This is a genomic window from Mesorhizobium sp. CCNWLY176, from assembly GCF_037153935.1.
Classification (GTDB): Bacteria; Pseudomonadota; Alphaproteobacteria; order Rhizobiales; family Rhizobiaceae; genus Mesorhizobium_M; species Mesorhizobium_M zhangyense.
Map to the genome: position 1 here is coordinate 192,658 of NZ_JBBBDZ010000009.1, position 22,146 is coordinate 214,803.

General features: G+C 64.9%; 18 protein-coding genes. 15 read left to right on the top strand and 3 right to left on the bottom strand.

All coding sequences use genetic code 11. The features are described 5' to 3' along the window. Window positions 1–109 precede the first annotated feature (109 nt). The 6 genes from WBQ96_RS16875 (at window position 110) to WBQ96_RS16900 (ending at window position 11,917) form a co-directional block, all read left to right on the top strand. On the top strand, window positions 110–1,231 hold the full coding sequence (locus WBQ96_RS16875; protein ID WP_336551651.1) for a metallophosphoesterase family protein: 1,122 nt from the start codon (window positions 110–112) through the stop codon (window positions 1,229–1,231). Further along, window positions 1,228–3,840, top strand: a complete 2,613-nt coding sequence (locus WBQ96_RS16880) for an AAA family ATPase (protein WP_336551650.1) — start codon at window positions 1,228–1,230, stop codon at window positions 3,838–3,840. Before WBQ96_RS16875 ends, WBQ96_RS16880 begins: the two co-directional genes overlap by 4 nt. A 368-nt stretch (window positions 3,841–4,208) precedes the next feature. Beyond that, entirely contained in the window at window positions 4,209–4,529 is a 321-nt protein-coding gene (gene sugE / locus WBQ96_RS16885) for a quaternary ammonium compound efflux SMR transporter SugE (RefSeq protein ID WP_165119578.1), read from the top strand. A gap of 308 nt (window positions 4,530–4,837) precedes the next feature. Further along, complete coding sequence (locus WBQ96_RS16890; protein ID WP_336552152.1) at window positions 4,838–6,697, top strand: autotransporter assembly complex protein TamA; 1,860 nt, start codon at window positions 4,838–4,840, stop codon at window positions 6,695–6,697. Continuing rightward, complete coding sequence (locus tag WBQ96_RS16895) at window positions 6,694–11,292, top strand: translocation/assembly module TamB domain-containing protein (protein WP_336551648.1); 4,599 nt, start codon at window positions 6,694–6,696, stop codon at window positions 11,290–11,292. The genes WBQ96_RS16890 and WBQ96_RS16895 overlap by 4 nt, the downstream gene beginning before the upstream one ends. Before the next feature lie 175 nt (window positions 11,293–11,467). Beyond that, a complete protein-coding gene (locus WBQ96_RS16900) occupies window positions 11,468–11,917 on the top strand; it encodes a PaaI family thioesterase (RefSeq protein WP_165119580.1) in 450 nt (149 codons plus the stop codon). Window positions 11,918–12,141: 224 nt separating this feature from the next. Here the strand turns inward: WBQ96_RS16900 and phnF are convergent, their stop codons facing one another. Then, entirely contained in the window at window positions 12,142–12,888 is a 747-nt protein-coding gene (gene phnF, locus WBQ96_RS16905) for a phosphonate metabolism transcriptional regulator PhnF (protein ID WP_336551646.1), read from the bottom strand. A 105-nt stretch (window positions 12,889–12,993) separates the two neighbouring features. Here phnF and phnG point away from each other — a divergent pair, with 105 nt between their 5' ends. The 7 genes from phnG (at window position 12,994) to WBQ96_RS16940 (ending at window position 18,385) form a co-directional block, all read left to right on the top strand. After that, window positions 12,994–13,464 carry a phosphonate C-P lyase system protein PhnG gene (gene phnG / locus WBQ96_RS16910; protein WP_336551644.1) on the top strand — a complete coding sequence of 157 codons (471 nt, stop codon included), beginning with the start codon at window positions 12,994–12,996 and terminating at the stop codon, window positions 13,462–13,464. After that, window positions 13,464–14,069 (top strand): phosphonate C-P lyase system protein PhnH, encoded by a 606-nt coding sequence (phnH, locus tag WBQ96_RS16915; protein WP_336551642.1) that lies wholly within the window; start codon window positions 13,464–13,466, stop codon window positions 14,067–14,069. The genes phnG and phnH overlap by 1 nt, the downstream gene beginning before the upstream one ends. A 3-nt stretch (window positions 14,070–14,072) precedes the next feature. Then, on the top strand, window positions 14,073–15,182 hold the full coding sequence (locus WBQ96_RS16920) for a carbon-phosphorus lyase complex subunit PhnI (protein ID WP_336551640.1): 1,110 nt from the start codon (window positions 14,073–14,075) through the stop codon (window positions 15,180–15,182). Next, window positions 15,179–16,219 carry an alpha-D-ribose 1-methylphosphonate 5-phosphate C-P-lyase PhnJ gene (locus WBQ96_RS16925; protein WP_336551638.1) on the top strand — a complete coding sequence of 347 codons (1,041 nt, stop codon included), beginning with the start codon at window positions 15,179–15,181 and terminating at the stop codon, window positions 16,217–16,219. The genes WBQ96_RS16920 and WBQ96_RS16925 overlap by 4 nt, the downstream gene beginning before the upstream one ends. Beyond that, window positions 16,219–16,995, top strand: coding sequence for a phosphonate C-P lyase system protein PhnK (gene phnK / locus WBQ96_RS16930; protein WP_165119585.1), 777 nt, complete (start codon window positions 16,219–16,221; stop codon window positions 16,993–16,995). Before WBQ96_RS16925 ends, phnK begins: the two co-directional genes overlap by 1 nt. A 68-nt stretch (window positions 16,996–17,063) precedes the next feature. Then, window positions 17,064–17,771, top strand: coding sequence for a phosphonate C-P lyase system protein PhnL (gene phnL, locus WBQ96_RS16935; RefSeq protein WP_119821162.1), 708 nt, complete (start codon window positions 17,064–17,066; stop codon window positions 17,769–17,771). Further along, the gene (locus tag WBQ96_RS16940) at window positions 17,768–18,385 is read left to right on the top strand and encodes a DapH/DapD/GlmU-related protein (RefSeq protein WP_336551632.1); all 618 of its coding nucleotides are present in this window, start codon (window positions 17,768–17,770) and stop codon (window positions 18,383–18,385) included. The genes phnL and WBQ96_RS16940 overlap by 4 nt, the downstream gene beginning before the upstream one ends. A gap of 256 nt (window positions 18,386–18,641) precedes the next feature. Here WBQ96_RS16940 and WBQ96_RS16945 read toward each other — a convergent pair whose 3' ends face one another. Together WBQ96_RS16945 and WBQ96_RS16950 are read right to left on the bottom strand one after the other, a co-directional pair. Continuing rightward, window positions 18,642–19,829 carry a M24 family metallopeptidase gene (locus WBQ96_RS16945; protein ID WP_336551630.1) on the bottom strand — a complete coding sequence of 396 codons (1,188 nt, stop codon included), beginning with the start codon at window positions 19,827–19,829 and terminating at the stop codon, window positions 18,642–18,644. A gap of 74 nt (window positions 19,830–19,903) precedes the next feature. Then, window positions 19,904–20,584, bottom strand: a complete 681-nt coding sequence (locus tag WBQ96_RS16950; protein ID WP_336551628.1) for a GntR family transcriptional regulator — start codon at window positions 20,582–20,584, stop codon at window positions 19,904–19,906. Between the two features lie 163 nt (window positions 20,585–20,747). Between WBQ96_RS16950 and WBQ96_RS16955 the strand changes: the two genes are divergently transcribed. Together WBQ96_RS16955 and WBQ96_RS16960 are read left to right on the top strand one after the other, a co-directional pair. Then, window positions 20,748–21,557 carry an FAD binding domain-containing protein gene (locus WBQ96_RS16955; protein ID WP_336551626.1) on the top strand — a complete coding sequence of 270 codons (810 nt, stop codon included), beginning with the start codon at window positions 20,748–20,750 and terminating at the stop codon, window positions 21,555–21,557. A gap of 93 nt (window positions 21,558–21,650) precedes the next feature. Continuing rightward, a complete protein-coding gene (locus tag WBQ96_RS16960; protein ID WP_336551624.1) occupies window positions 21,651–22,145 on the top strand; it encodes a (2Fe-2S)-binding protein in 495 nt (164 codons plus the stop codon). Window position 22,146: the final 1 nt, after the last annotated feature.

The following is a 22,146-nucleotide window of genomic DNA, read 5'->3' on the forward strand; positions in this document are numbered from 1 at the left end:
ACCAGAGTAATACCAACATAATACCAATCTGAGCGCCGCCGCAATGGGCTGGTGATGGCCGGAGACGCCTCTTGCACAGCCTGCGCAAGGACCGCTATCGAAGAGCCACATGGCCTTCAGATTCCTTCACACAGCGGACTGGCAGATCGGCAAGCCCTTCGGCAACGTTCCGGGCGATGCCGGCGCGGAGCTGCGCGCCCAGCGCATTGCGACGATCGGCACTATCGCGAAGCTGGCCGCCGAGCGTGGTGTCGATGCCGTGCTGGTCGCGGGCGATGCTTTCGACAGCAACGAAGTGCAGGACCGCACCATCCTGCGCACGCTGGATGCGCTAAAGCCCTTTTCCGGCCGCTGGATCTTCCTGCCCGGCAATCATGACGCAGCCCTTGCCCACAGCGTCTGGAGCCGCATGCGGCAGATGGGGCTGGAGGCCAACATCACCATTGCCGACAAGCCAGTGCCAATCGAAGGCTGGGACGGCCGCGCCGTCGTCCTGCCCGGGCCGCTGTCGCGCCGTCGCGAATCGCTCGACCAGACCGAATGGTTCGACGCCGCCGCGACACCCGAGGGCGCGATCCGCATCGGCCTCGCCCATGGCAGCGTCGCCAACCGGCTGCCCGGTGCTGCCGAAGCCAGCAACGAGATTCCGGAAACCCGCGCGCAGACGGCAGGGCTCGCCTATCTGGCGCTCGGCGACTGGCATGGCTCGCTGAAGATCGCGCCGAAAACCTGGTATTCCGGCACGCCCGAAACCGACCGCCACCGCGCCAACAGCTCCGGTCTGGTTCACATCGTCGATCTCGATGGCCCCGATGCGCCCGAGCGCGTCGAAGTAGTTCCGGTCGGCCATTACCAATGGCGCCAGCTCGCGGCCCAATTGCTCGACGGCACCTGCCAGGCAGCGCTCGAAGCGCTGTCTTCGATCGAAAGCGAAGCCGCGCGCCGCGTCGTGTCGCTCACCTTGCGCGGCGGCGTCAGCCTGGCGGAACGCTACCGCCTTGGCACCGAACTGTCGTCCTGGCAGCACCGCTTCCACCATCTCGACATCGACGATGCCGGCCTGTTCGAGGAGCCGACCGAAGACGATCTCGACGCACTGGATTCGTCCGGTTTCGTGCGGCTGGCGGTTGACCGGCTCAAGGCGCAGGCTGCCGATCCGTCGAACCCCGCGGCGGCAAGCGCCCGCGTCGCTCTTCGCATGATGTATGTCGACCATATGAGCGGCACATGAAGCTGCGCCGCATTGAGGTCACGGATTTCCGCAAGCTTGGCCATGTCGTCATCGACGACCTCGGCGACGGCCTCAACGTGGTCGTCGGCGACAACGAGGCCGGCAAATCGACCTTGCTCGCCGCCTTGCGCGCCGTGCTGTTCGAGCGTCACCGCGTCGGCGGCGTGGCAGCTGCAGCGATGCAGCCTTACAACCAGTCGGTGCGACCCGAAATCCGTCTCGATTTTGAGCGGAATGGCGCGGCGTGGCAGTTGCGCAAGGCATTCTGCCAGCGCCCGGAGGCCGAGCTCGCCGGCAATGGCGAGCGCTACACGGGCGATGCCGTCGAGGAAAAACTGGCAGAAATGTTCGGCTTCACGCCGCCTGGTTCGGGCGGATCGAAGCCGCTGGAACATCATGGTGTTTTCGGCCTTCTCTGGGTCGAGCAGGGCACCTCGCATCGCGCGCTCGGCATCGGCAGCGGGCGCAATCATCTTGCCTCGGCGCTCGAAAGCGAAGTCGGGCAGGTGACGGGCGGCGAACGCGGGCGTGCGCTGCTGGCCGCTTCGGAGGAACGAAAGTCCGGCTTCTGGGACAAGCGCGACAATCCGCGCGGAGAGTTCCGCGCGCTCGCCGCGCAGCTTGAAGCCGATCGCGAACAGTTTGCCACGCTGCAAAAGCAGATGGCCGAGCACGATGCGCAGGTTTCGCGGCTGGCCGGGGTGCAAAACATCCTTGCCCGCCACACGCGCGACGACACGCTCAATCAAGCGATCCAGAAAGCGGTCGCTGCCCGCGCAGCGGCTGCCGGCGTTGCCCGGCTGGACGAAAAGCATCAGGCCGCCGTGGGCGGTGTGGAACGGGCACGGTTGAGGCTGGACGCTGCCCTATCCCGCAACATGGCGCGGCGCAGACTGGCCGCCGATCTGGCCGCCGACAAGTCCGAGATGGACGCAGCCAGTGCTGCGCGCGACGAAACCAGCACCGAACTCGCCCGGCTCGATGCGATTTCCAGCAAGACAGCCGCGTGCCTGAACGAAGCAGCGAGGGCCGAACAGGAGGCAGCCGGGCGCGTGCGCCGCATGGAGCAGGCGATCGCGCGGCGTCAGGCCACCGAAGCGGTCGAGCGCCTGACCGGCCAGTTGAAACTTGCCGAGGATGCCGACGCAGCCCGGCGAAAGGCGAGCGCGGTTGCCAGCGCGACCAGCCTGACGGCGAATGACATCGCCGCGCTGGAAAGCCTTGAACGGGATCTGTATCAGGCGCGCGTCAGGCTCGAGGCCGCCGGCGTTCGCATCACGCTTCACCCCGACGCTGCGCAGTCGGCGTATCTCGATGGCAGGCTGGTTGCATCCGGCGAGCTCGTTGTGTCGCGCGATGCAAAGCTTGTTCTGGAAGGCTATGGCGAGATCGGCATCCATCCCCGCGGCGGCACGGAAGACTTGCTGCGTGCCACGGAGACCGCCGAAACGGCATTCCAGCAGGCGCTGCGCCGGCTTGGCTTTTCCGAATTGATCGCCGCGCGCAATGCGCTTCGCCTTCAGGAAAACGCCGGCGCAGAAGCTGCCAATCTCGGCAGGACCGTTGCCACGGTCGCCCCCAACGGCATCGAGGCGCTCAAACAGCAGCTCGCGCGCAATGCCGTCCTGGTGAGTGCGGGTGAGGCTGCCGACAGCTCAGAACCCGGCGATCTTGAGGCCGCGCAGCGCGAGAGCCACGAAATGCGCGGCCGGCTTGCGGTTCTGGAAAGCGAGGCGAGGGCGCGGCGCGCGGCCGCCGAGACCGCCCGGCGCGAACTGGCCGTGCTCGACGAGCGCGCCTCGGCCGCCGGCCAGCGATACGGGAAACGCCTCGAGGAATTGTCGGCGGCACGGCAGGTCACTGGCGACCAGGTGCTGGAAGATGAACTCGCAGCCGAGCAGCAGGCTTTTCAGGCCGCCGATCAGGATCGTCAGGCCGCAAGTGCAGCACTTGCCAACGCCGATCCCGAAGCAAAGCAGCTCGCTTTGCGACAGGCCGAGCAGGCCGAGACGATGATCCGCAGGGATATCACCGCGCTCGACATCGAAAAGCGCGAGATCGAGGCGGCCTTGCGCGCGCTCGGCAAGGACGGGCTTGGCGAGCAGCTTGCTCAGTTGGAAGGTCAGGTTGCGCTTGGCGAAACCCGCCTGAAGACCATGACGCTGGAAGCCGAGGCGGCGCGGCTTCTGTTCAACACGCTGTCGCAGGCGCAGCGCGAGATGCGGGACCTTTGGCTGGCGCCGGTGCGCGAACGCTCTGCGCCCTATCTCCGGTTGATCGAGGCGGACAGCAATATCGTGCTGCACGACGAGACATTCGAGATCGATCAGGTCGTGCGCAACGGCGTGGCCGAGCCCTTCGGCGGCCTGAGCGTCGGCGCGCGCGAGCAGATCGCCGTCATCACCCGCATTGCGCTCGCCGATATCCTGCGCGAGGCCGGCCAGGAATCCTGCATCGTGCTGGACGACGCGCTGGTCAACACCGACGAGGCGCGGCTGGAGCGCATGCACCTTATCCTGCACAAGGCGGCAGCCAACCAGCAGATCCTGATCCTCACCTGCCGCGAGCGCGATTTCCTGCAACTCGGCGCGCCGATCCGCCGGATGTGATCTGCCTACCCATGGGTGGCGACCTTTTGTCCCTTGGCATTCGGGCGGGCGGTCTCATATAAGGGTCCTGCAGGACGACCTGCGCTTCCAAAATCATCCGGGGACGGCCCCATTGTTTCGGAGAACCGAAGTAATGGCGCATGACACCCACTGTCCTTTTCAAGCATCCGGCCATTCGCCGCCGCGCTTGGCGCGTGCCTGTCGCTGGCCTGCTTTTCCGCGCCATCTGGCTCGACCTTTTGCAGTCGATCCCGTTGAAACTCTTCGACGATCAGGCAGCGATCTTGCGATTCCTTTCGTACTTCATGTTTCATTCTTTAACTGAACGATGCCAGTCTTTCGGGCATCGAATACAAGGAAAAATCATCATGGCCTGGGTCTATCTTTTCTTCGCGGGGCTGTTCGAGGTCGTCTGGGCCTCGACCCTGAAGCAGTCGGAAGGCTTCACCAAACTCACCCCCTCCATCATCACCGCTGTTGCCATGCTCATCAGCCTATGGCTGCTCGCGCTGGCCATGAAAACGCTGCCGCTCGGCACCGCCTACGCCATCTGGACCGGCATCGGCGCGGTCGGCGCCTTCATCGTCGGGCTGGTCTTCTTCAGCGAGCCGGCCACCTTTTTCCGCATAGCCAGCGTCGGTCTGATCGTCGTCGGCCTGACCGGCCTCAAGCTCACCTCGGGCCACTGAGGCTGGGGACGTGTCCCGAAACGTTAAGGAAACAGTTCGTAAAGCTGCAACCTTTGGTGTCTATTTTGGGCCACATGCCGGCCCAAAATTGCCTTTGAGGAGAGGATCGCGGTTCGGCCAAGGGTTTCTTCCCCCAATACATTCCCTTACAATGGTAACATTCTCTAGGGGGCGGAGAGCTTTTCGAGGCGCGCTGATGTTGGTGCGTGTGGCCTATTCGACCGCGTCTAGGAGCTTGAGTGAGAGTTGTGTTTTCCAGGACTTCGCGGGGCCTTTGCCTGCTTATCGGCATCAGCCTCGCCACCGGCATGGCCACGCCGGCGCAGGCTTTCGAGCTCTTCGGCATAAAGCTGTGGGGCAGCAAGAAGGTCGATGAGTCCGAAGACGTCATCGGCGAGCCGCAGCACTATTCCGTGGATTTCACCGTCTCCGGCGACAATGAAGACATCGCAACCAAGCTGAAAAACACATCCGGCCTGTGGAAAGACCGCGAGAAGCCGGCTTCCGGCGTCTCGGGCCTGCTCGCCAAGGCGCGCGGCGACTATCGCCGCCTGCTGGCAGCGCTCTACAGCGAAGGCCGCTATGGCGGCACCATCAGCATCAAGGTTGGCGGGCAGGAAGCGGCGGACCTGCCGCCGGACGCGACCTTGCCCGATCCGGTCGCTGTCAGCGTCAGCGTCGATCCCGGCCCGACCTTCATGTTCGGCGAAACCGCCATCATCAATCGCGCCCCGCCGCCGGTCGAGCGCAAGGACGAGGTCAAGCAGCCTGAGGACGAAGGTTTCGTGCCGGGCCAGATCGCGAAGTCCGGCGTCATCCTCCAGTCGGAGCGGCTTGCCGTCGAAGCCTGGCGCCAGCAGGGCCACGCCAAGGCAAAGATCGCCGACCGCCGCGTCGAGGCAGCCCACGACAACAACACCGTTGATGCGACGCTGACCGTCGATCCCGGCCGCAAGGCGTATTACGCGCCCGTCGAGGTGCAGGGCACCGAGCGCATCGATCCGAAATTCCTCGCCTGGATGACCGGCCTGGAGCCGGGGCAGGAATATGATCCCGACGATCTCGACCGCGCCAGCAAGAGGCTGGGCCGCCTCGACGTGTTCCGCGCCATGCGTTTCCAGGAAGGCGATGAGATCGGAAATGACGGGCTCTTGCCCATCAGCCTCATCGTGCAGGAGCGCCTGCCGCGCCGTTTCGGCGTCGGCGGCAGCTATTCCACGGTCGACGGCGCCGGTATCGAGGCCTACTGGCTGCACCGCAACCTATTCGGCAAGGCCGAGCGACTGCGGCTTGAAGCGAAGGTTGCCGGCATGGGCGCTTCACTCGATCCGGGCGACTTCACCTACCGTGTCGGCGCGATCTTCACCAAGCCGGGCGTCTATACGCCCGACACCGATTTCGTCGCTTCTCTCATCGGCGACCGTGAGGTGCTGGAGCCCTACACCCGCACCTCGATCAATGCCGAGGTCGGCTTCACCCATATTTTCACCGACGAGCTTTCGGGCCGGGCCGCGATAGCCGGCGGCGTCTCGCGCTTCGACGACGATGTTTTCGGCCGGCGCGATTTCGCCAATGTCGGTTTGGTCGGCGGCCTCATCTATGACAGCCGCGACAACAAGGTGGACGCCACCGAGGGCTATTATTTCGAGACCACTCTCGAACCCTTCTACGAGATCAAATACGGCAATGCCGTCGCCCGCTTCACCGCCGAAGGCCGGGCCTATTACGGCTTCGGCGAGGATAACCGCATCGTTGCCGCTGGCCGTGTGAAAATCGGCAGCCTCGTCGGTTCGCCGATTTCGGAGACCGCGCCGGACAAGCTGTTCTTCGCCGGCGGCGGCGGCTCGGTGCGCGGCTATGCCTACCGCAACATCGGCGTCGTCCTGCCGGACGGCAACGTCATCGGCGGGCGCTCGCTGATCGAGGGTTCGGCCGAACTGCGCGCCCGCGTCACCAGTTCGATCGGCGTCGTCGGCTTTGTCGATGCCGGTTATGTCGGCGCCGATTCCTTCCCGAAATTTCAGGAGGATCTGCGCGTCGGCACCGGCGTCGGCCTGCGCTACCTGACCGGCCTCGGCCCGATCAGGCTCGATGCGGCGGTGCCGCTCAATCGCCACGATGGCGATCCGAGCGTCGCCTTCTATGTTGGAATAGGACAAGCGTTTTGACCCGGATATTTCTGGCCATCGCCCTTTTCTTCACCGCGCTCACGGCTGCCGTCGCGCAGGATTCGGAACAGGCCGACCGCTCCTATCTGGTGGGCCTGCTCGAAGACCAGCTCTCCACGCCGAACCGCCAGATACGCATCAACAACATCCAGGGCGTGCTCTCGTCTGACGCTGTCATCGGCGAGATCACCATTGCCGACCGCCAGGGCGTCTGGCTGAAAATCACCAATGCCCGCATCGTCTGGACGCGCTCGGCACTTCTGCTTGGCCGCCTGTCGATCGACCGGCTTGCCGCCGACCGCATCGATGTCATGCGCAAGCCCTTGCCGGACGAAAGTGCCCCGGCACCCGAGGCGGGCAGTTTCCAGATTCCCGAATTGCCGGTTTCCGTCACGCTCGGCGCGCTCGAAGTACCGCATGTCGTGTTCGGCCAGGACCTTTTCGGCCTCGCCTCCGAGATGGGCATTACCGGGCGTCTTCAATTGGCTGGCGGCTCGCTCGACACTGCGCTGAATGTCACCCGCCTCGACGGGCCCGGCGGCCAGCTTGCGCTGACGGCGACATACGCCAATGCCGACCAGATCCTTAATCTCGACCTGAAGCTCAATGAGCCGGCAAACGGCATCGTCGCCAATCTCCTCGGTGTCGAGGGTCGTCCGCCGATGGCACTGGCCTTGCTGGGCAAGGGACCGCTTTCCGACCTCGATCTCGACGTGACGCTCGATGCCGACCAGCAGCGCGTGCTGACCGGCAAGACCGAGCTGCGCCGGCAGAGCGAGGGCCTGGCCTTCACCGCCGACCTCGAAGGCCCGATCGCCCGCCTGATCTCGCCGCGCTTCCGCGATTTCTTCGGCGCCAACACCACGCTCCAGACCTCGGGCCTCGTGCGTGATGCCGGCGGCGTGCTTCTGGAAAACCTCGACCTGGAGAGCGCTGCCCTGAAAATAAAGGCCGCCGCCGAAACGACCGCAGACAACTTCCTGCAGCGGCTGACGCTGGACGCCAATATCGACAACGGCACCGCTGAGAAGGTTCTGCTGCCGATCCCCGGCCAGAACACCGTGCAACGCGCCAATGTGAAGCTCGCTTTCGGCGACAGCGGCAGCGAGGAATGGTCGGGCGCCATCAAGGTCGACGATCTCGCCACCGAGACCTTCTCGTCGAAATCCGTCAATATCCTGCTGTCCGGCCTGGCGCAGAACCTGTCCAATCCGGCGCAGCGCCATGTCACTTTCGCAGCCAATGGCGGCGTTTCCGGCATCGAGGCCAAGCGCGCCGACGTGGCCGAGGCGCTGGGCAAGGCGATCAAACTCGATGTCGGCGGCGAATGGACGGCCGGCACACCGGTCAAGCTCGCCAAGGCTGAGGTCGCGGCCAACGGTTTTGCCTTGTCGCTTGCCGGCGACATCGCCGACTATGTCTTCAAGGGCGATATCGGACTCAAGGCCAACGCGCTGGCACCATTCTCCAGCCTTGCCGGGCGGCAGCTTTCGGGCGCGATCGACCTCACCGCCAAGGGCACGGTCACGCCGGTCAGCGGCGGCTTCGACCTTGCGCTCGACGGCAACGCTGACGGCCTCGGCATCGACAGCCCGCCGGCCGACAATCTGCTGCAGGGCCAGACGCGCCTGACCGGCGGCGTCGCGCGCGGCGAGACCGGGCTGGTGGCACGCCAGTTCCGCATCTTCAACGATCAGGTCAGCGTGACGGCAGATGGCCGCTTTGCGACGGGAACCGCCGATTTCAACTTCGATCTCGCGCTGAGCGATCTGGCGCTGGTCTCGGAAAAAGCCTCCGGCCGCCTGACCGCCAAGGGCAGGGCGAACGGCTCCGACGGCCTCATCGGCCTGACCTTCGGCGCCGAGGTTCCCACCGGCGCGCTGGTCGGCAAGAACCTCAAGAACGCCGTGCTTGGCTTCGAAGGCACGCTGCAGAACAGCAACCTCAACGGCCAGATCATGGGCGATGCCTTCCTTGATGGCGTGCGCATCGAGCTGGCCTCCGCGCTTGCCGTGACGGAAAACGAGAAGCGCCTCGGCGATCTCAAATTCACCGCCGGCGGTGCGCGCATTACCGGCGACGTGACGCAGGAAAAGGCCGGTCTCCTCGACGGCAAACTGACCCTCGCAGCCCCCGATGTTTCCACGGCTGCCGCGCTGTTGCTCAAGGAAGCCACTGGCGCGGTCGACGCCGATATCGCGCTCAGCCATCAGGACGGCAAGCAGAACGCCACCGTGCGCGCCGACGTGAACGATCTTGCCGTCGACACCATCAAGCTCGGCAAGGCCGATCTCAATGCCAAGGTGGCCGACCTGTTCAACGTGCCGATTGCCGACGGATCGCTCAACGCCAGCAAGCTCTCCGCTGGCGGCATCAATGTCACCACCTTGCAGGCCACCGCCCAGCAGCAGGGCCAGACCACCAACTTCAAGGCCGACGCAGCACTCGACAATGGCGCCAAGGTCTCCACCGGCGGCGCGCTCACGCCCATCGAGGGCGGCTACCGCCTGGCGCTCCAGAATGCTGACGTGACGCAGGGCAGTCTCGCTGCCCGCCTGACTCAACCGGCGGCGATCCAGATGCGCGGCCAGACCATCACCATCGACAACGTCGCGCTCGATGTCGGCGGCGGCCGCGTCACCGCGCGAGGCGAGATCGCCGACAAGCTCGATCTGGCGGTCAACATCGCCAATCTGCCGCTGGCGATCGCCAATGCCATCAAGCCCGATCTGGCGCTGGCAGGCACGGTCAACGGCACGGCCAATATTGGCGGCACGCGCGCCAGCCCGGACGTGAAGTTCAACATCCAGGGCCGCTCCATCGCTGCCGCGGCACTCCGACAGGCTGGCCTCAACTCGATCAATCTCGATGCCGACGGCACGTCGAGCGCCAACCGCCTGAACCTGAAGGCCGCGGTCACCAGCCCGGAGGGCCTGCGCGCCACGGCCAGCGGCGCGGTGCCGCTCGACAAGGGCGCGATGGCGCTCGATATCGGGCTGGAGTCCTTCCCGCTGGCGGTGCTGAACGCTGCAGCTTCCGGCCAAAATCTCGGCGGCAATATTTCCGGCACAGCCAAGGTCACCGGCCAGCTTGCCAATCCGGCAGCCTCCTTCAACCTGCGCGGTGCTGGTGTCCGCGCCGCAGCGCTCGATTCCGCAGGTGCCACGCCGCTGGAAATCAACGCATCCGGCAGCTTTGGCAACAAGGTCCTCACGCTTTCCTCCGCCACCGTCAACGGCCCGCAGGGACTGACGGTATCAGCCAGCGGGCGCTTGCCCGTTTCCGGCAACGGCCTTGATCTTTCCGTCCGGGGCGAGGCGCCGCTCGCGCTCGCCAACCGCTTCCTTGCCGATCGCGGCGCGCAGGCGGGCGGTACGCTGCAGGTCAACGCCACCGTTTCCGGCAACCTCAAGCAGCCGGCGATACGCGGCATGTTCTCGACGCAGGGCGCGGAGTTCGTCGATCCCGAAAGCAACACGCGCCTGCGCTCCATCGCCGTCATGGGCACGATCGACGGCGACCGCGTCACGCTGCGCAACGTCTCGGCCAACCTCGCCGCCGGCGGCGCCATCGGGGCTACAGGTACGGTCTCGCTCAATGCGGCAGCAAACTTCCCGGCCGATATCCGCGTCACGCTCAACCAGGCCCGCTATGCCGACGGCAATCTCGTCGTCGCCACCGTCAGCGGCGCGCTGGCCTTCACCGGCCCGCTGACGCGCGATCCGCTTCTGTCCGGCACGATCAATGTCGAGCGCGCCGAAATCACCGTGCCGGAAAGCTTTGCCGGCGGCGCGGCGGCGCTTGACGTCAAGCACATCCATCCGTCGAAGGGCGTCGTGGAAACGCTGAAGCGCGCCCGCGCCAATGACGGCACGCCGACACCGACCGGCCGGCCGAGCGTCGTGCGGCTGGACATCAGCGTGAACGCGCCCAATCGCATCTTCGTGCGCGGCCGCGGACTGGATGCCGAGCTTGGCGGATCGCTGCGCCTCACCGGTCCCGTCTCCAACATCCAGCCGGTCGGCGGCTTCGATCTCATCCGTGGGCGCCTCGGCATCCTCGGCCAGCGCATCACCTTCGACGAAGGTTCGGTGACGCTTGTCGGCGACCTCGACCCGTTCCTGAATTTCGTCGCCCGTTCGCAAGGCTCCGACATCACGGTCTTCATCACTGTCAGCGGCCGCGCCTCCGACATCAATGTCAAATTCTCCTCGCAGCCGGAGCTGCCGCAGGACGAGGTGCTGGCGCGCCTGATCTTCAATCGCGGCATCAGCGAATTGTCGGCCTTCCAGATCGCTCAGCTTGCCGCTGCCGCTGCCGAACTCGCCGGCGGCTCGAACAATTCGCTGATCGGCAGCCTGCGCGGCGCGACCGGCCTCGACGATCTCGATGTCGTCACAGACAGCGAAGGCAATGCCGCCGTGCGCGCCGGCCGCTACATCCAGGACAACATCTATCTCGGCGTCGAGGCCGGTGCCGAAGGCTCAACCAAGGGCACGATCAACCTCGACATCACCAAGGACCTCAAGGCGCGCGGCGCGGTCGGCACCGGCGGCGATTCCAGCCTTGGCGTCTTCTACGAAAAGGATTACTGACCGCTCGGTTTGTCGTATTCAGGTGATGACGGCCTGCAAATGATGGTCTTCTGCGCTTCCGGTGCTCACGTACAAAACGTACGCTCCGCTCCGGTTCTCGAAGACCATCATTTTCGGCGCGTCCTGACCTGAATCTCGACAAACCTAGTGACAGTTTCCATTGGAGCCATCCACCATGAACCTTGCCGCCGAAATGGGCCCCGGCCTGACCGGGCTCGAACAGCTTCGGGCGCTGATCGCTTCGGGCGGGCGTCCGCCCATAGCCGAAACGCTGGATTTCCGGCTGGTCCAGGTCGACGACGGCTTTGCCGTCTTCGAAGGCACGCCCAGCCTGTCGGTCTACAACCCCATCGGCATGGTCCATGGCGGCTACGCCGCCACGCTGCTCGATTCGGCCTGCGGTTGCGCCGTCCACTCGAAGCTCAGCGCCACCCAGGCCTATTCGACGCTGGAACTGAAGGTCGCCTATCACAAGGCGATCACCAAGGACACCGGACTGCTGCGCGCCGAAGGTCGCGTGCTTTCCTTCGGCCGCCGCGCCGGGTTTTCCGAGGCGAAGCTGATGGACCGCGACGGCAAACTTTATGCAAGTGCCACGTCGACGCTGATTGTGATGGAGCGGTAGAGGGTAGATCAACTCGGGCGATAAGGCAGAGCTGCCCCTCACCCTTACCCTCTCCCCGTAAGAACGGGGAGAGGGAGACTTCAACGTGGGAGCCTCATCCTTTCCCTGTAACGACGGGAAGGAAAGAGGTTAGCCGCAACGTCCACGACCCCCTCTCCCCGTTCTTACGGGGAGAGGGTAAGGGTGAGGGGCAGCGCCAGCTTCGAAAGCGTGCGCCCTATCCCTCAAGTCTCCACCGTCAGCTCCACCAGATCCGCGGCAAAACGCGTCTCAGCAAACTGGATCGGCCGCCCTTCGAGATCGTCATTGATCGCAATCGCCACCAGCACGATTGCACCGGGCGAGAGCCTCAAATTCTCCAGATCATCGGCATCGGCATGGCGCGCCGAGACCAGTGTCGAGCGGCGCAGATAGTCGTTCACGCCATAACGGGCGAAGGATGAGGTGATGGAACCCGTCTCGGCATAGGCTTTTTCAAAACCCGGAAAGCGTACGGCATCGAACCAGCCCGTCGCGCGCCCCACGCGCCGTCCGTCCGCTTCGCTCACCGTTTCCAGCCGCAGCACCGGCGCGCCCGGTTCAAGCGCCAGCGCTTCCGCCACGCGCGCACTGGCTTCCTCCTGTTGATGCCCCAGGAGTATGCCGCGCCGGTCGCGCGTCTGATGCTGCATGCCTGTTGAAAAGCGCGTACGCGCCGAGATCGGGTAGGCGAGGCGCTTGCGGCTTTCGATGAAGGTGCCGCGGCCCTGTTCTGCCCGCAGCACGCCTTCCTGCACCAGCGCTGCGATTGCCGCGCGCACGGTGTGACGGTTCACGCCGAAATGCTCGGACAGCCAGATTTCCGGCGGCAGCTTGTGCCCGTCGCCAAGCGTGCCGCCGCCGATGCCGTGTCTGATGCGGTCGGCGACCTGCCGCCACAGCGCGACCCCGCTGCGCCGCTCCATCCCGAGTTGACTGTCTTCCGAGCCCATTTTTTCACCCCGTCATCGCACCGTCATGGACAGGCGTTAGAAAGGGAGTATAATTTGTATGGTTGTATAGAGCAATAGACAAATTTTGCAACGGCGGACCGGACGATGAAAACAGACAGACGGCAGGAACGGGAAGAGGCGGCGGGCCGCAAGGCGGCGATGGCGGCGCTCTCCCTTGCTCCGGGCGACAGGCTCAAGGCATTGTGGGCTGAGGCCTGCCTGCCGCGCGAGGCGCAAAAGCTGCGCGGACCGGAAACCGGGCTCGTCACCGTGCGCGGACGCATCGGCGGCGGCGGCGCGCCGTTCAATTTCGGCGAGGCGACCGTCACCCGTGCCACGGTGCGGGTCGAGGGCGGTGCTGTCGGCCACGCCTATGCGCTCGGCCGCGACAAGGAAAAGGCGCTGCTGTCGGCCATCGCCGATGCGCTCTGGCAGGACGCTACGCGCCGCGCCGAGATCGAAGCCAGCATCATCGAGCCGCTGCGCGCGGAGCAGCTTGCTGCCGACGAAACGCGCCGTGCCGAGACGGCGGCGACGAAGGTCGATTTCTTCACCATGGTACGCGGAGAGGATTGATGGAAACGCAGGCAATCGACGGCGGCTTCGCCAATCCCGTATTCGATGCGCAGGCGGTGTTTCGCGCCGTCATGGATGCGATGGCCCGTCCGGGCACCATCCAGCCTTGCGGCGGCCTGACCGTGCCGCCGGCACCGTTGTCGCTGGTCGCCGGTGCCGTGGCGTTGACCTTCTGCGACAACGACACGCCGCTCTGGCTCGATCCCGCCCTGCAGGCCTCAGCCGCCGCAAAGCATTGGCTCGGCTTTCACAGCGGCGCGCCGCTTGCCCACACACCGGCGGACGCGCATTTCGCGCTCGTCTCCAGCCCGGCCGAGCTGATCGCGCTCGAAAATTTCGCGCAAGGCACGCAAGAGTATCCGGATCGCTCGACCACGCTGATCCTGCAGGTGACCAGCCTGTCTTCCGGCGAAAACCTGCTGCTCGAAGGCCCCGGCATCGAGAAGGCGGCAATGCTCGCGCCAACCCCGCTGCCGCGTCATTTCGTCGAGCAGTGGAAGCAGAACCGCGCCCGTTTCCCGCGCGGCGTCGATGTCATCCTGGCGGCGCCCGAAGGCATCGCCTGCCTGCCGCGCACCACGCGCATCAAGACCATGGAGGCCTGACCCATGTATGTGGCCGTAAAGGGCGGCGATGCCGCCATTTCCAACGCACACCAGCTTCTCGCCGACCGTCGGCGCGGCGACCGCTCCGTGCCCGCCATACGCCTCGACCAGATCGTCGAGCAGTTGGCGCTCGGCGTTGATCGCGTCATGGCCGAGGGCTCGCTCTACGATAGCGAACTGGCAGCACTCGCCATCGCCCAGGCGCGCGGCGACATGATCGAGGCGATCTTCCTCGTCCGCGCTTACCGCACCACGCTGCCGCGCTTCGGCTACACGCTGCCGATCGACACCGCCGCCATGCAGGTCGAGCGCCGTGTTTCCGCCACCTACAAGGATCTGCCCGGCGGCCAGCTTCTCGGCCCCACCTTCGATTACACGCACCGCCTGCTCGATCCCGAAATCGCCGCCGGTGCGCCGGTGGCGGAGCCCGAACAGCGTGAGGCGGAAGCCGGACGGATGCCGCGCGTCTCGGAAATCCTGGCCCATGAAGGGTTGATCGAAAGCGACGGCGAATTGCCGGAAGACCACGTCACCGGCGATCTCACCCGCGAGCCGGTCGAGTTTCCACTGGAGCGCGACCTGCGCCTTCAGGCACTGTCGCGCGGCGACGAGGGCTTTTTGCTGGCGCTCGCCTATTCCACCCAGCGCGGCTATGGCCGCAGCCATCCCTTCGTGGGAGAGGTCCGCATCGGCGAGGTCGAGGTCGAAATCGATGTGCCGGAGCTGCCCTTCGCCGTGCCGCTCGGCCGCATCCGCGTCACCGAATGCCAGATGGTCAACCAGTTCAAGGGTTCGGCCAAGGTGCCGCCGCAGTTCACGCGCGGCTATGGGCTGGTGTTCGGCCAGTCCGAGCGAAAAGCGATGTCCATGTCGCTGTGCGACCGCGCGCTGCGTGCCCGCGAGTTCGGCGAGGATGTCGTTGCCCCCGCGCAGGACGAGGAATTCGTCATCTCGCACTCCGACAATGTCCAGGCCACCGGCTTCGTCGAGCATCTGAAACTGCCGCACTATGTCGATTTCCAGGCCGAACTCGGCCTCGTGCGCGGCATGCGCGCCGAGCATGAAGCCCGCAAACGCGGCGACGATCAGGAAACCCGGGAGGCCGCGGAATGAACATCCAGGCAACGGATATCGCCACCTATAACTTCGCCTATCTCGACGAGCAGACCAAGCGCATGATCCGCCGGGCGATCCTGAAGGGCATCGCCATTCCCGGCTATCAGGTGCCTTTCGCCAGCCGCGAAATGCCGATGCCCTATGGCTGGGGCACCGGCGGCGTGCAGGTCACGGCCTCGATCATCGGCCCGGACGATATCCTGAAGGTCATCGACCAGGGCGCAGACGACACCACCAATGCCGTCTCCATCCGCGCCTTCTTCAAAAAGGTCGCCGACGTCGCCGTCACCACGGAGACGGGAAAGGCGACCATCATCCAGACCCGTCACCGCATTCCCGAAGCGCCGCTGCATGCCGGGCAGATCATGGTCTATCAGGTGCCGATCCCCGAGCCGCTGCGTTTCCTCGAGCCGCGCGAAACCGAAACGCGCAAGATGCACGCGCTGGAGGAATACGGGCTGATGCATGTGAAGCTCTACGAGGACATTGCCCGCCACGGCCACATCGCGACGACCTATGCCTATCCGGTGAAAGTCGAGGGGCGCTATGTCATGGACCCGTCGCCGACGCCGAAATTCGACAACCCGAAAATGCACATGTCGCCGGCCTTGCAGCTGTTTGGCGCGGGCCGCGAAAAGCGCATCTACGCCATTCCGCCCTTCACGAAAGTGGTCAGCCTCGACTTCGAGGATCACCCCTTCGAGGTCCAGACCTTCGACCAGCCCTGCGCGCTCTGCGGTGCCGAACAGGTCTATCTCGACGAGGTCATCCTCGACGATCACGGTGGGCACATGTTCGTCTGCTCGGACACCGACCATTGCGAGACGCGGCGGGAAGATGGGCATCGGGGACATTTGGCGCCGGAAGATGAAAGCCGCGCCAGCCCCTCATCCCCTGCCGGACCTTCTCCCCGTAAGGACGGGGAGAAGGAGGAAGCCCCAACGCTGACGCCCCCCTCTCCCCGTCCTTTACGGGGAGAGGGTAAGGGTGAGGGGCAGCGCCAAACGTTCGAAAAAAGCCGAGAGGCAGAATAATGACCGACGAACCGCTTTTCCGCGTCACCTCTCTCTCAAAATATTACGGCTCGCGCGTCGGCTGCGAGGACATCACCTTCGATCTCTGGCCGGGCGAGGTTCTGGCCGTGGTCGGCGAATCCGGCTCGGGCAAGACGACGCTGCTCAATTGCATGTCGACCCGGCTGATGCCGACTTCGGGCACCGCCGCGTACCGCATGCGCGACGGCACCTGGCGCGACCTCTATCGCATGAGCGAGGCGGAGCGCCGCTTTCTCATGCGCACCGACTGGGGTTTCGTCCACCAGAACCCGGCCGACGGCCTGCGCATGACGGTTTCGGCCGGCGCCAATGTCGGCGAGCGCCTGATGGCGGTGGGCGACCGCCACTACGGCAACATCCGTTCGACCGCCATCGACTGGCTCGGCCGCGTCGAAATCGGCGAGGACCGCATCGACGACCAGCCGCGCGCCTTCTCGGGCGGCATGCGCCAGCGCCTCCAGATCGCGCGCAACCTCGTCACCGGCCCGCGCCTCGTCTTCATGGACGAGCCGACCGGCGGCCTTGATGTGTCCGTTCAGGCGCGCCTGCTCGATCTCCTGCGCGGCCTCGTCACCGATCTGGGACTGGCGGCCATCGTCGTCACCCACGACCTTGCCGTGGCGCGGCTTCTGTCGCAGCGCATGATGGTGATGAAGGACGGCCGCGTCGTCGAAACCGGTCTCACCGACCGCGTTCTCGATGATCCCCGCGCCCCCTACACGCAGCTTCTCGTTTCATCGATCCTGCAGGTCTAGGCGCGTGATCCCGAAAAGTGGAACCCGGTTTTCGGACAAGATCACGCGTAAATACGAAAGAGACTAACATGCCCACGCCCGTCGTCGTTTCCGAAGTCGCCAAGAGCTTCACCATGCATCTGCGCGACGGCATAAAGCTGCCGGTCGTAGCCAATGTCTCCTTCTCGCTGAAATCCGGCGAATGTGCCGTGCTCGGCGGGCCGTCGGGTGCCGGCAAAAGCTCGATCCTGAAAATGCTCTACGGCAACTATGCCGTCGATGAAGGCCAGATCATCGTCAGCCATGGCGGCGAACTCGTCGATCTCGCCACCGCCAGCCCGCGCACGATGCTGCGGATCCGCCGCGACACGATCGGCTATGTCAGCCAGTTCCTGCGCACCGTGCCGCGCGTCTCCGCACTCGATGTCGTCGCCGAGCCCTTGGTGATGCTCGGCGAGGACAGGGATGGCGCCCGCGACAAGGCGCGCGAACTGCTTGCCCGCCTCAACCTGCCGGAAAAGCTGTGGCTGCTTCCGCCCGCCACCTTCTCGGGCGGCGAGCAGCAGCGCGTCAACATCGCGCGCGGCTTCATCACCGCGCATCCGGTGCTGCTGCTCGACGAACCGACAGCCTCTCTAGATGCCGTCAACCGGCAGGTGGTGGTCGATCTCATCGCGCAGAAGAAAGCTGCAGGCGTCGCCCTGCTAGGCATCTTCCACGATCAGGACGTGCGCGAGGCGGTCGCCGACCGCATCATCGATGTCACCGAATTCGCCGCCGGAAAGATCGCAGCATGAGCGGCAAGCTTTCGGAAGAGCCGCGCGTCCACCCGACTGCGGAGGTCAGCAACTCGACGCTCGGCCGCTACACCGAGATCGCCGACCGCTCGCGCGTTCACGAAACGACGCTCGGCGATTACTCCTACGTCATGCAGGATTGCGGCGTCTGGTGCGCGACCATCGGCAAGTTCGCCAACATTGCCGCCGCCGTGCGCATCAACGCCACCAACCACCCGACATGGCGGCCAACGCTGCATCACTTCACCTACCGCGCCTCCGACTATTGGGACGACGCCACCCATGAGGAAGAGTTCTTCGACTGGCGCCGCTCCAACGCGGTCACAATCGGCCACGACACTTGGCTCGGCCACGGCTCGACCATCCTCCCCGGCGTCACTGTCGGCGACGGTGCGGCGGTCGGGGCAGGGGCGGTCGTGTCGAAGGATGTCGCGCCCTACACCATCGTCGGCGGCGTGCCGGCCAAACCGATCCGCGAGCGCTTCGACCGCAAGACCGCCGAACGCTACCAGGCGCTCGCCTGGTGGGATTGGGACCACGCGCGGTTGCGCACGGCGCTTGATGATTTTCGGGCGCTGGATGCGGAAGCGTTTCTTGAGAAGCATGGCGGGTAGGGTCTTGGCATCTGGAGCTAAGCCGCTCCCCCTCTCCGTCGCGCTTCGCGCGCCACCTCTCCCCCGCTTTGCGGGGGCGAGGAACCGGCACTCGCCAACGTTGCGGCAACTCAGAGGTCAAGGCATCGCAGAACTTGGGTTCCTCGCCCCATGAAATGGGGAGAGGTGGCTCGGCGAAGCCGAGACGGAGAGGGGTCTTGCGGCGCCAATGCAATTGCTGCGAGCCGATGCCAGCAAATGCCTCAGGCAATCACCCTCAACCCCCACTCACATTCCACCCCCGCCCGCGCTCGCCGAACATGTCATACCCACCATCCTTGATCGCAACCGTATCCTCCAGCTTGATGAAGCCGCGCGTTGGATGCAGCATGGTCGTCTCCACCGACAGCACCATGCCGGCTTCCAGCGGCTTGCCGGCGTCGACGCCCTCATAGGCGACGGGGTGGTTGGTCATCAGGAAAGGCGCTTCATGGCTGATCAGCCCCATGCCATGGGCGAAGAAATCGGTGAAGGCTGCACTTGGTGACGCCTTCAGCGCCTTCTCGGCATGGTCGATCATGTCGCCGCCCAGCGTGCCGGCGCGGCACAGCGAGAATGCCGCCTGCTGCACCGCCTCGATCTCGGCCAGCAGGTCCTTCAACTCCTGGTCCGGCTCGCCCATCACGCCCATGCGGCAGAGGTCGCCGATATAGCCGTGAAAATTGCCGCCCGAATCCAGCGACAGCACCTCGCCTTTGCTCCATGTCTGGGGCGAGACGGCGCGGTTGTGGCTGGCGCCGAGGGTCAGCAGGCAATATTCGAACTGCAGGCCGCGATTGGTCTCCTCGCGGCGCAGCGCATCGACGATCTCCCGCTTGCTCGCACCGGCGCGCTGGCCCGTGAAGACCGCGGTCATCGAATCGGTGATCAGCTCGGAGGCTTGACGCAGCTTTTCCAGTTCCTGAAGCGTCTTGATCGCGCGCAGGCGCTCCATGGTCGAGGTCGCATCGATAAGTGTCGCGCCGGGCAGGGCACTTTGCAGCACGCCATGCGCGTCAGACGGCAGGAACGGCGGCTCGATGCCGATGCGCGCCTTGTCCTTGCCGATCGTCTTCAAATGCTCGGCCGCAAGCTTTGCCGCATCGGCCGAGCCCCATGTCGCGGTCTGCACCGTGGGCGTCCAGAACGGGTTGTTCTGGTGCTCGCCGCCCTCCATGCGGTTGCCGATATAGGAGGCGTGATCGGGCTTGCCCTTCTCATAGATCAGCACCGGCAGGTAGCGGCTGTGGCCGATCGCCTCCATGGCCGAAAAGAAGATGAATCTGTAGCCGCCCAGCAGATACTGGACATTGTGCTTCGAGGTCGCGACCAGCACGTCGATGCCGGCCTCGTCCATCAGCCGGTCGAGTTTTGCCTGGTCGAACGGAACCGTGCTCTGTTGAGCAGCAAGCGTCGCAATATTCATGACATTCCTCCCTGAATTCCTCCGCCGCAGACCGCTCTGCCGCCGGCCTTTCGGCTAATTCCTGATTCTAGGGCTCAAGCCCGTGTCGGCACCGGCAGGCGCTCGAAATAATCCTGATGCTCGCGCGCCACCCGCGCCGCTTCCTCGGCATTGCCGCTGGCGATGGCATCGATGATCGGCTGGTGGCTGTAGGCGATCTCAACCAGATCGAGCCCCTCCGTCAGCATGGTGATGGTCGTGCGCGTCTCGATCTGCAGCGACTGCCAGATGTTGAGCAGCAGTCGGTTCTTCGCCGCCTCCATGATCGAGCGGTGGAATTTCACCGAATGCTCGACCACGCCATGCGTGTCGCCGGCAATCGCCGCGTCGCGCATCAGGTCGACCTCGCGCTGCAGGTAGTCGAGGTCGCAGGCGCGCTGTGTGGTGGCGATGCGCGTCGCCTGTTCTTCCAGCGCGCCGCGCACGGTGTAGATTTCGCGCAGGCCGTCGCCCATCACTTCCGAGACATAGGTGCCCCGCCGCGGCAAATTGGTGACGAGGCCGGTCGCTTCCAGTTCGCGCAGCGCCTCGCGCACCGGGCCCTGGCTGGTGCCGAATTCCTCGGCGATGCGCAATTCGATCAGCCGCTCGCCGGGGTCGTAGTGCCCGCCGAGGATGCGCCGCAGCAGCACCTCCTTCAGCCGTTGCCTCAGCGGCGTGTTGACGAAGCCCGTATCCGGCAACTCCCCCGCCTTCACCTTGCGCATTTCGCTCATCGAATGTCCTGCCGAATCCATCTGTCACTGCGTTGCAGCATCTTATTTGGTCGGACCAGAGTTGACAAAGCGATTTTGATTTATCGATAATAGATAATCAAGGCCGAAGACGGCCAGCGCAAGAACCGGCGCAAACAGATCGCCTGATCTCTGGGAGGAGACCATGCTTCAAACCGTGGCAATGCCGGGCTCCGTGCCCGAAGCACAGCGATTCCTGTCGAGTTTAGAAGGCGCGATCATCCTCGCTGGCGGTACGGTGGTCATGCCGGTGCTGAACTACGGCACGGATGCTTTCACCAGCCTCGTCAGCCTGCGCAAGGCTGGGCTATCGGGCATCAGCATCGAAACTGGCAAGACCACCATAGGTGCGGCGACCACCCTTGCCGAGCTGGAAGACGAAAAGGCTCTGGCTTTCCTGTACCCCGCTTTGGACACCATCGCCTCGCCCACCATCCGCAACATGGCGACCGTCGGCGGCAATCTTTTCGTCAAGCAACCCTATGGCGACCTCACTGTGTGCCTGATCGCGCTGGGTGCGACAGCCGCCATTGCGGGTGCGGGGGGCGAGCGCATCGAGCCGGTCGAGCAGACCGTTTTAAGCGGCGTAAAGGCCGGCGAAATCGTCACGCAGGTCAGCTTTGCGCTGCCGGCGAAAGACGCGTTCAAATTCACCAAGGCGACGCGCAAGGCGTTCAACTCCGCCGCAATCGTTACCGTCGCTGCGGTCATAGTGCTGGAAGGCGGTGTCGTCTCTTCAGCCCGCATCGCGCTCGGCGGCGTGGCGAAGACGCCGGTACGCGCAACGTCCGTCGAGAAGGCTCTGACGGGAAAACCCTTTGACCGCGCGCATGTCGAAGCGGCCGCCCGGGAAGCCTTGAACGACATCGATCCGGCCGACGATGCCTATGCCAGCGCCTGGTACCGGGCGCGGGTAACGCCGGTGCATATCAGGCGGGCATTGCTCGGCGAATAATCGGTACCAGCGAAAACCATGATCCCAAAAAGTGGAGGCCGGCTTTTGGACAAGATCATGGTCAGCGAAAGATAAGCCACCGGGAGGGTAGCCATGAAGCATTCCGTCGTATCGCTCACCATCAACGGCGCCGAGCGTCAGATGCTCGCGGCACCCGGCACGACGCTGCTCGACGTGCTGCGGGAAAGCCAGGGGCTGACCGGCACGCGGCGCGGCTGCGAGCAGGGCGCCTGCGGCACCTGCACCGTGCTTGTCGACGGCAAGACGGCGATGTCCTGCATGCTGCCGGTCGAGACGATCGAAGGCGCGCATGTCGAAACCATCGAAGGCCTGACCCCGCCGCAAGGGCTGCATCCGATCCAGGAGGCATTCCTCGAAGGTTTCGCCACCCAATGCGGCTTCTGCACCTCCGGCATGATCATGGTCGCGGCTGCCTTGCTGGCGAAGAACCCTAACCCGGCGCGCGAGGATGTCGTGCGCGCAATCTCCGGCAACATCTGCCGCTGCACCGGCTACGAGGCAATCATCGACGCCATTCTCGATGCCGCCGTCAGGGTCAAGTCGGCCAGCCGCGCCGAAGCGGCGTGAG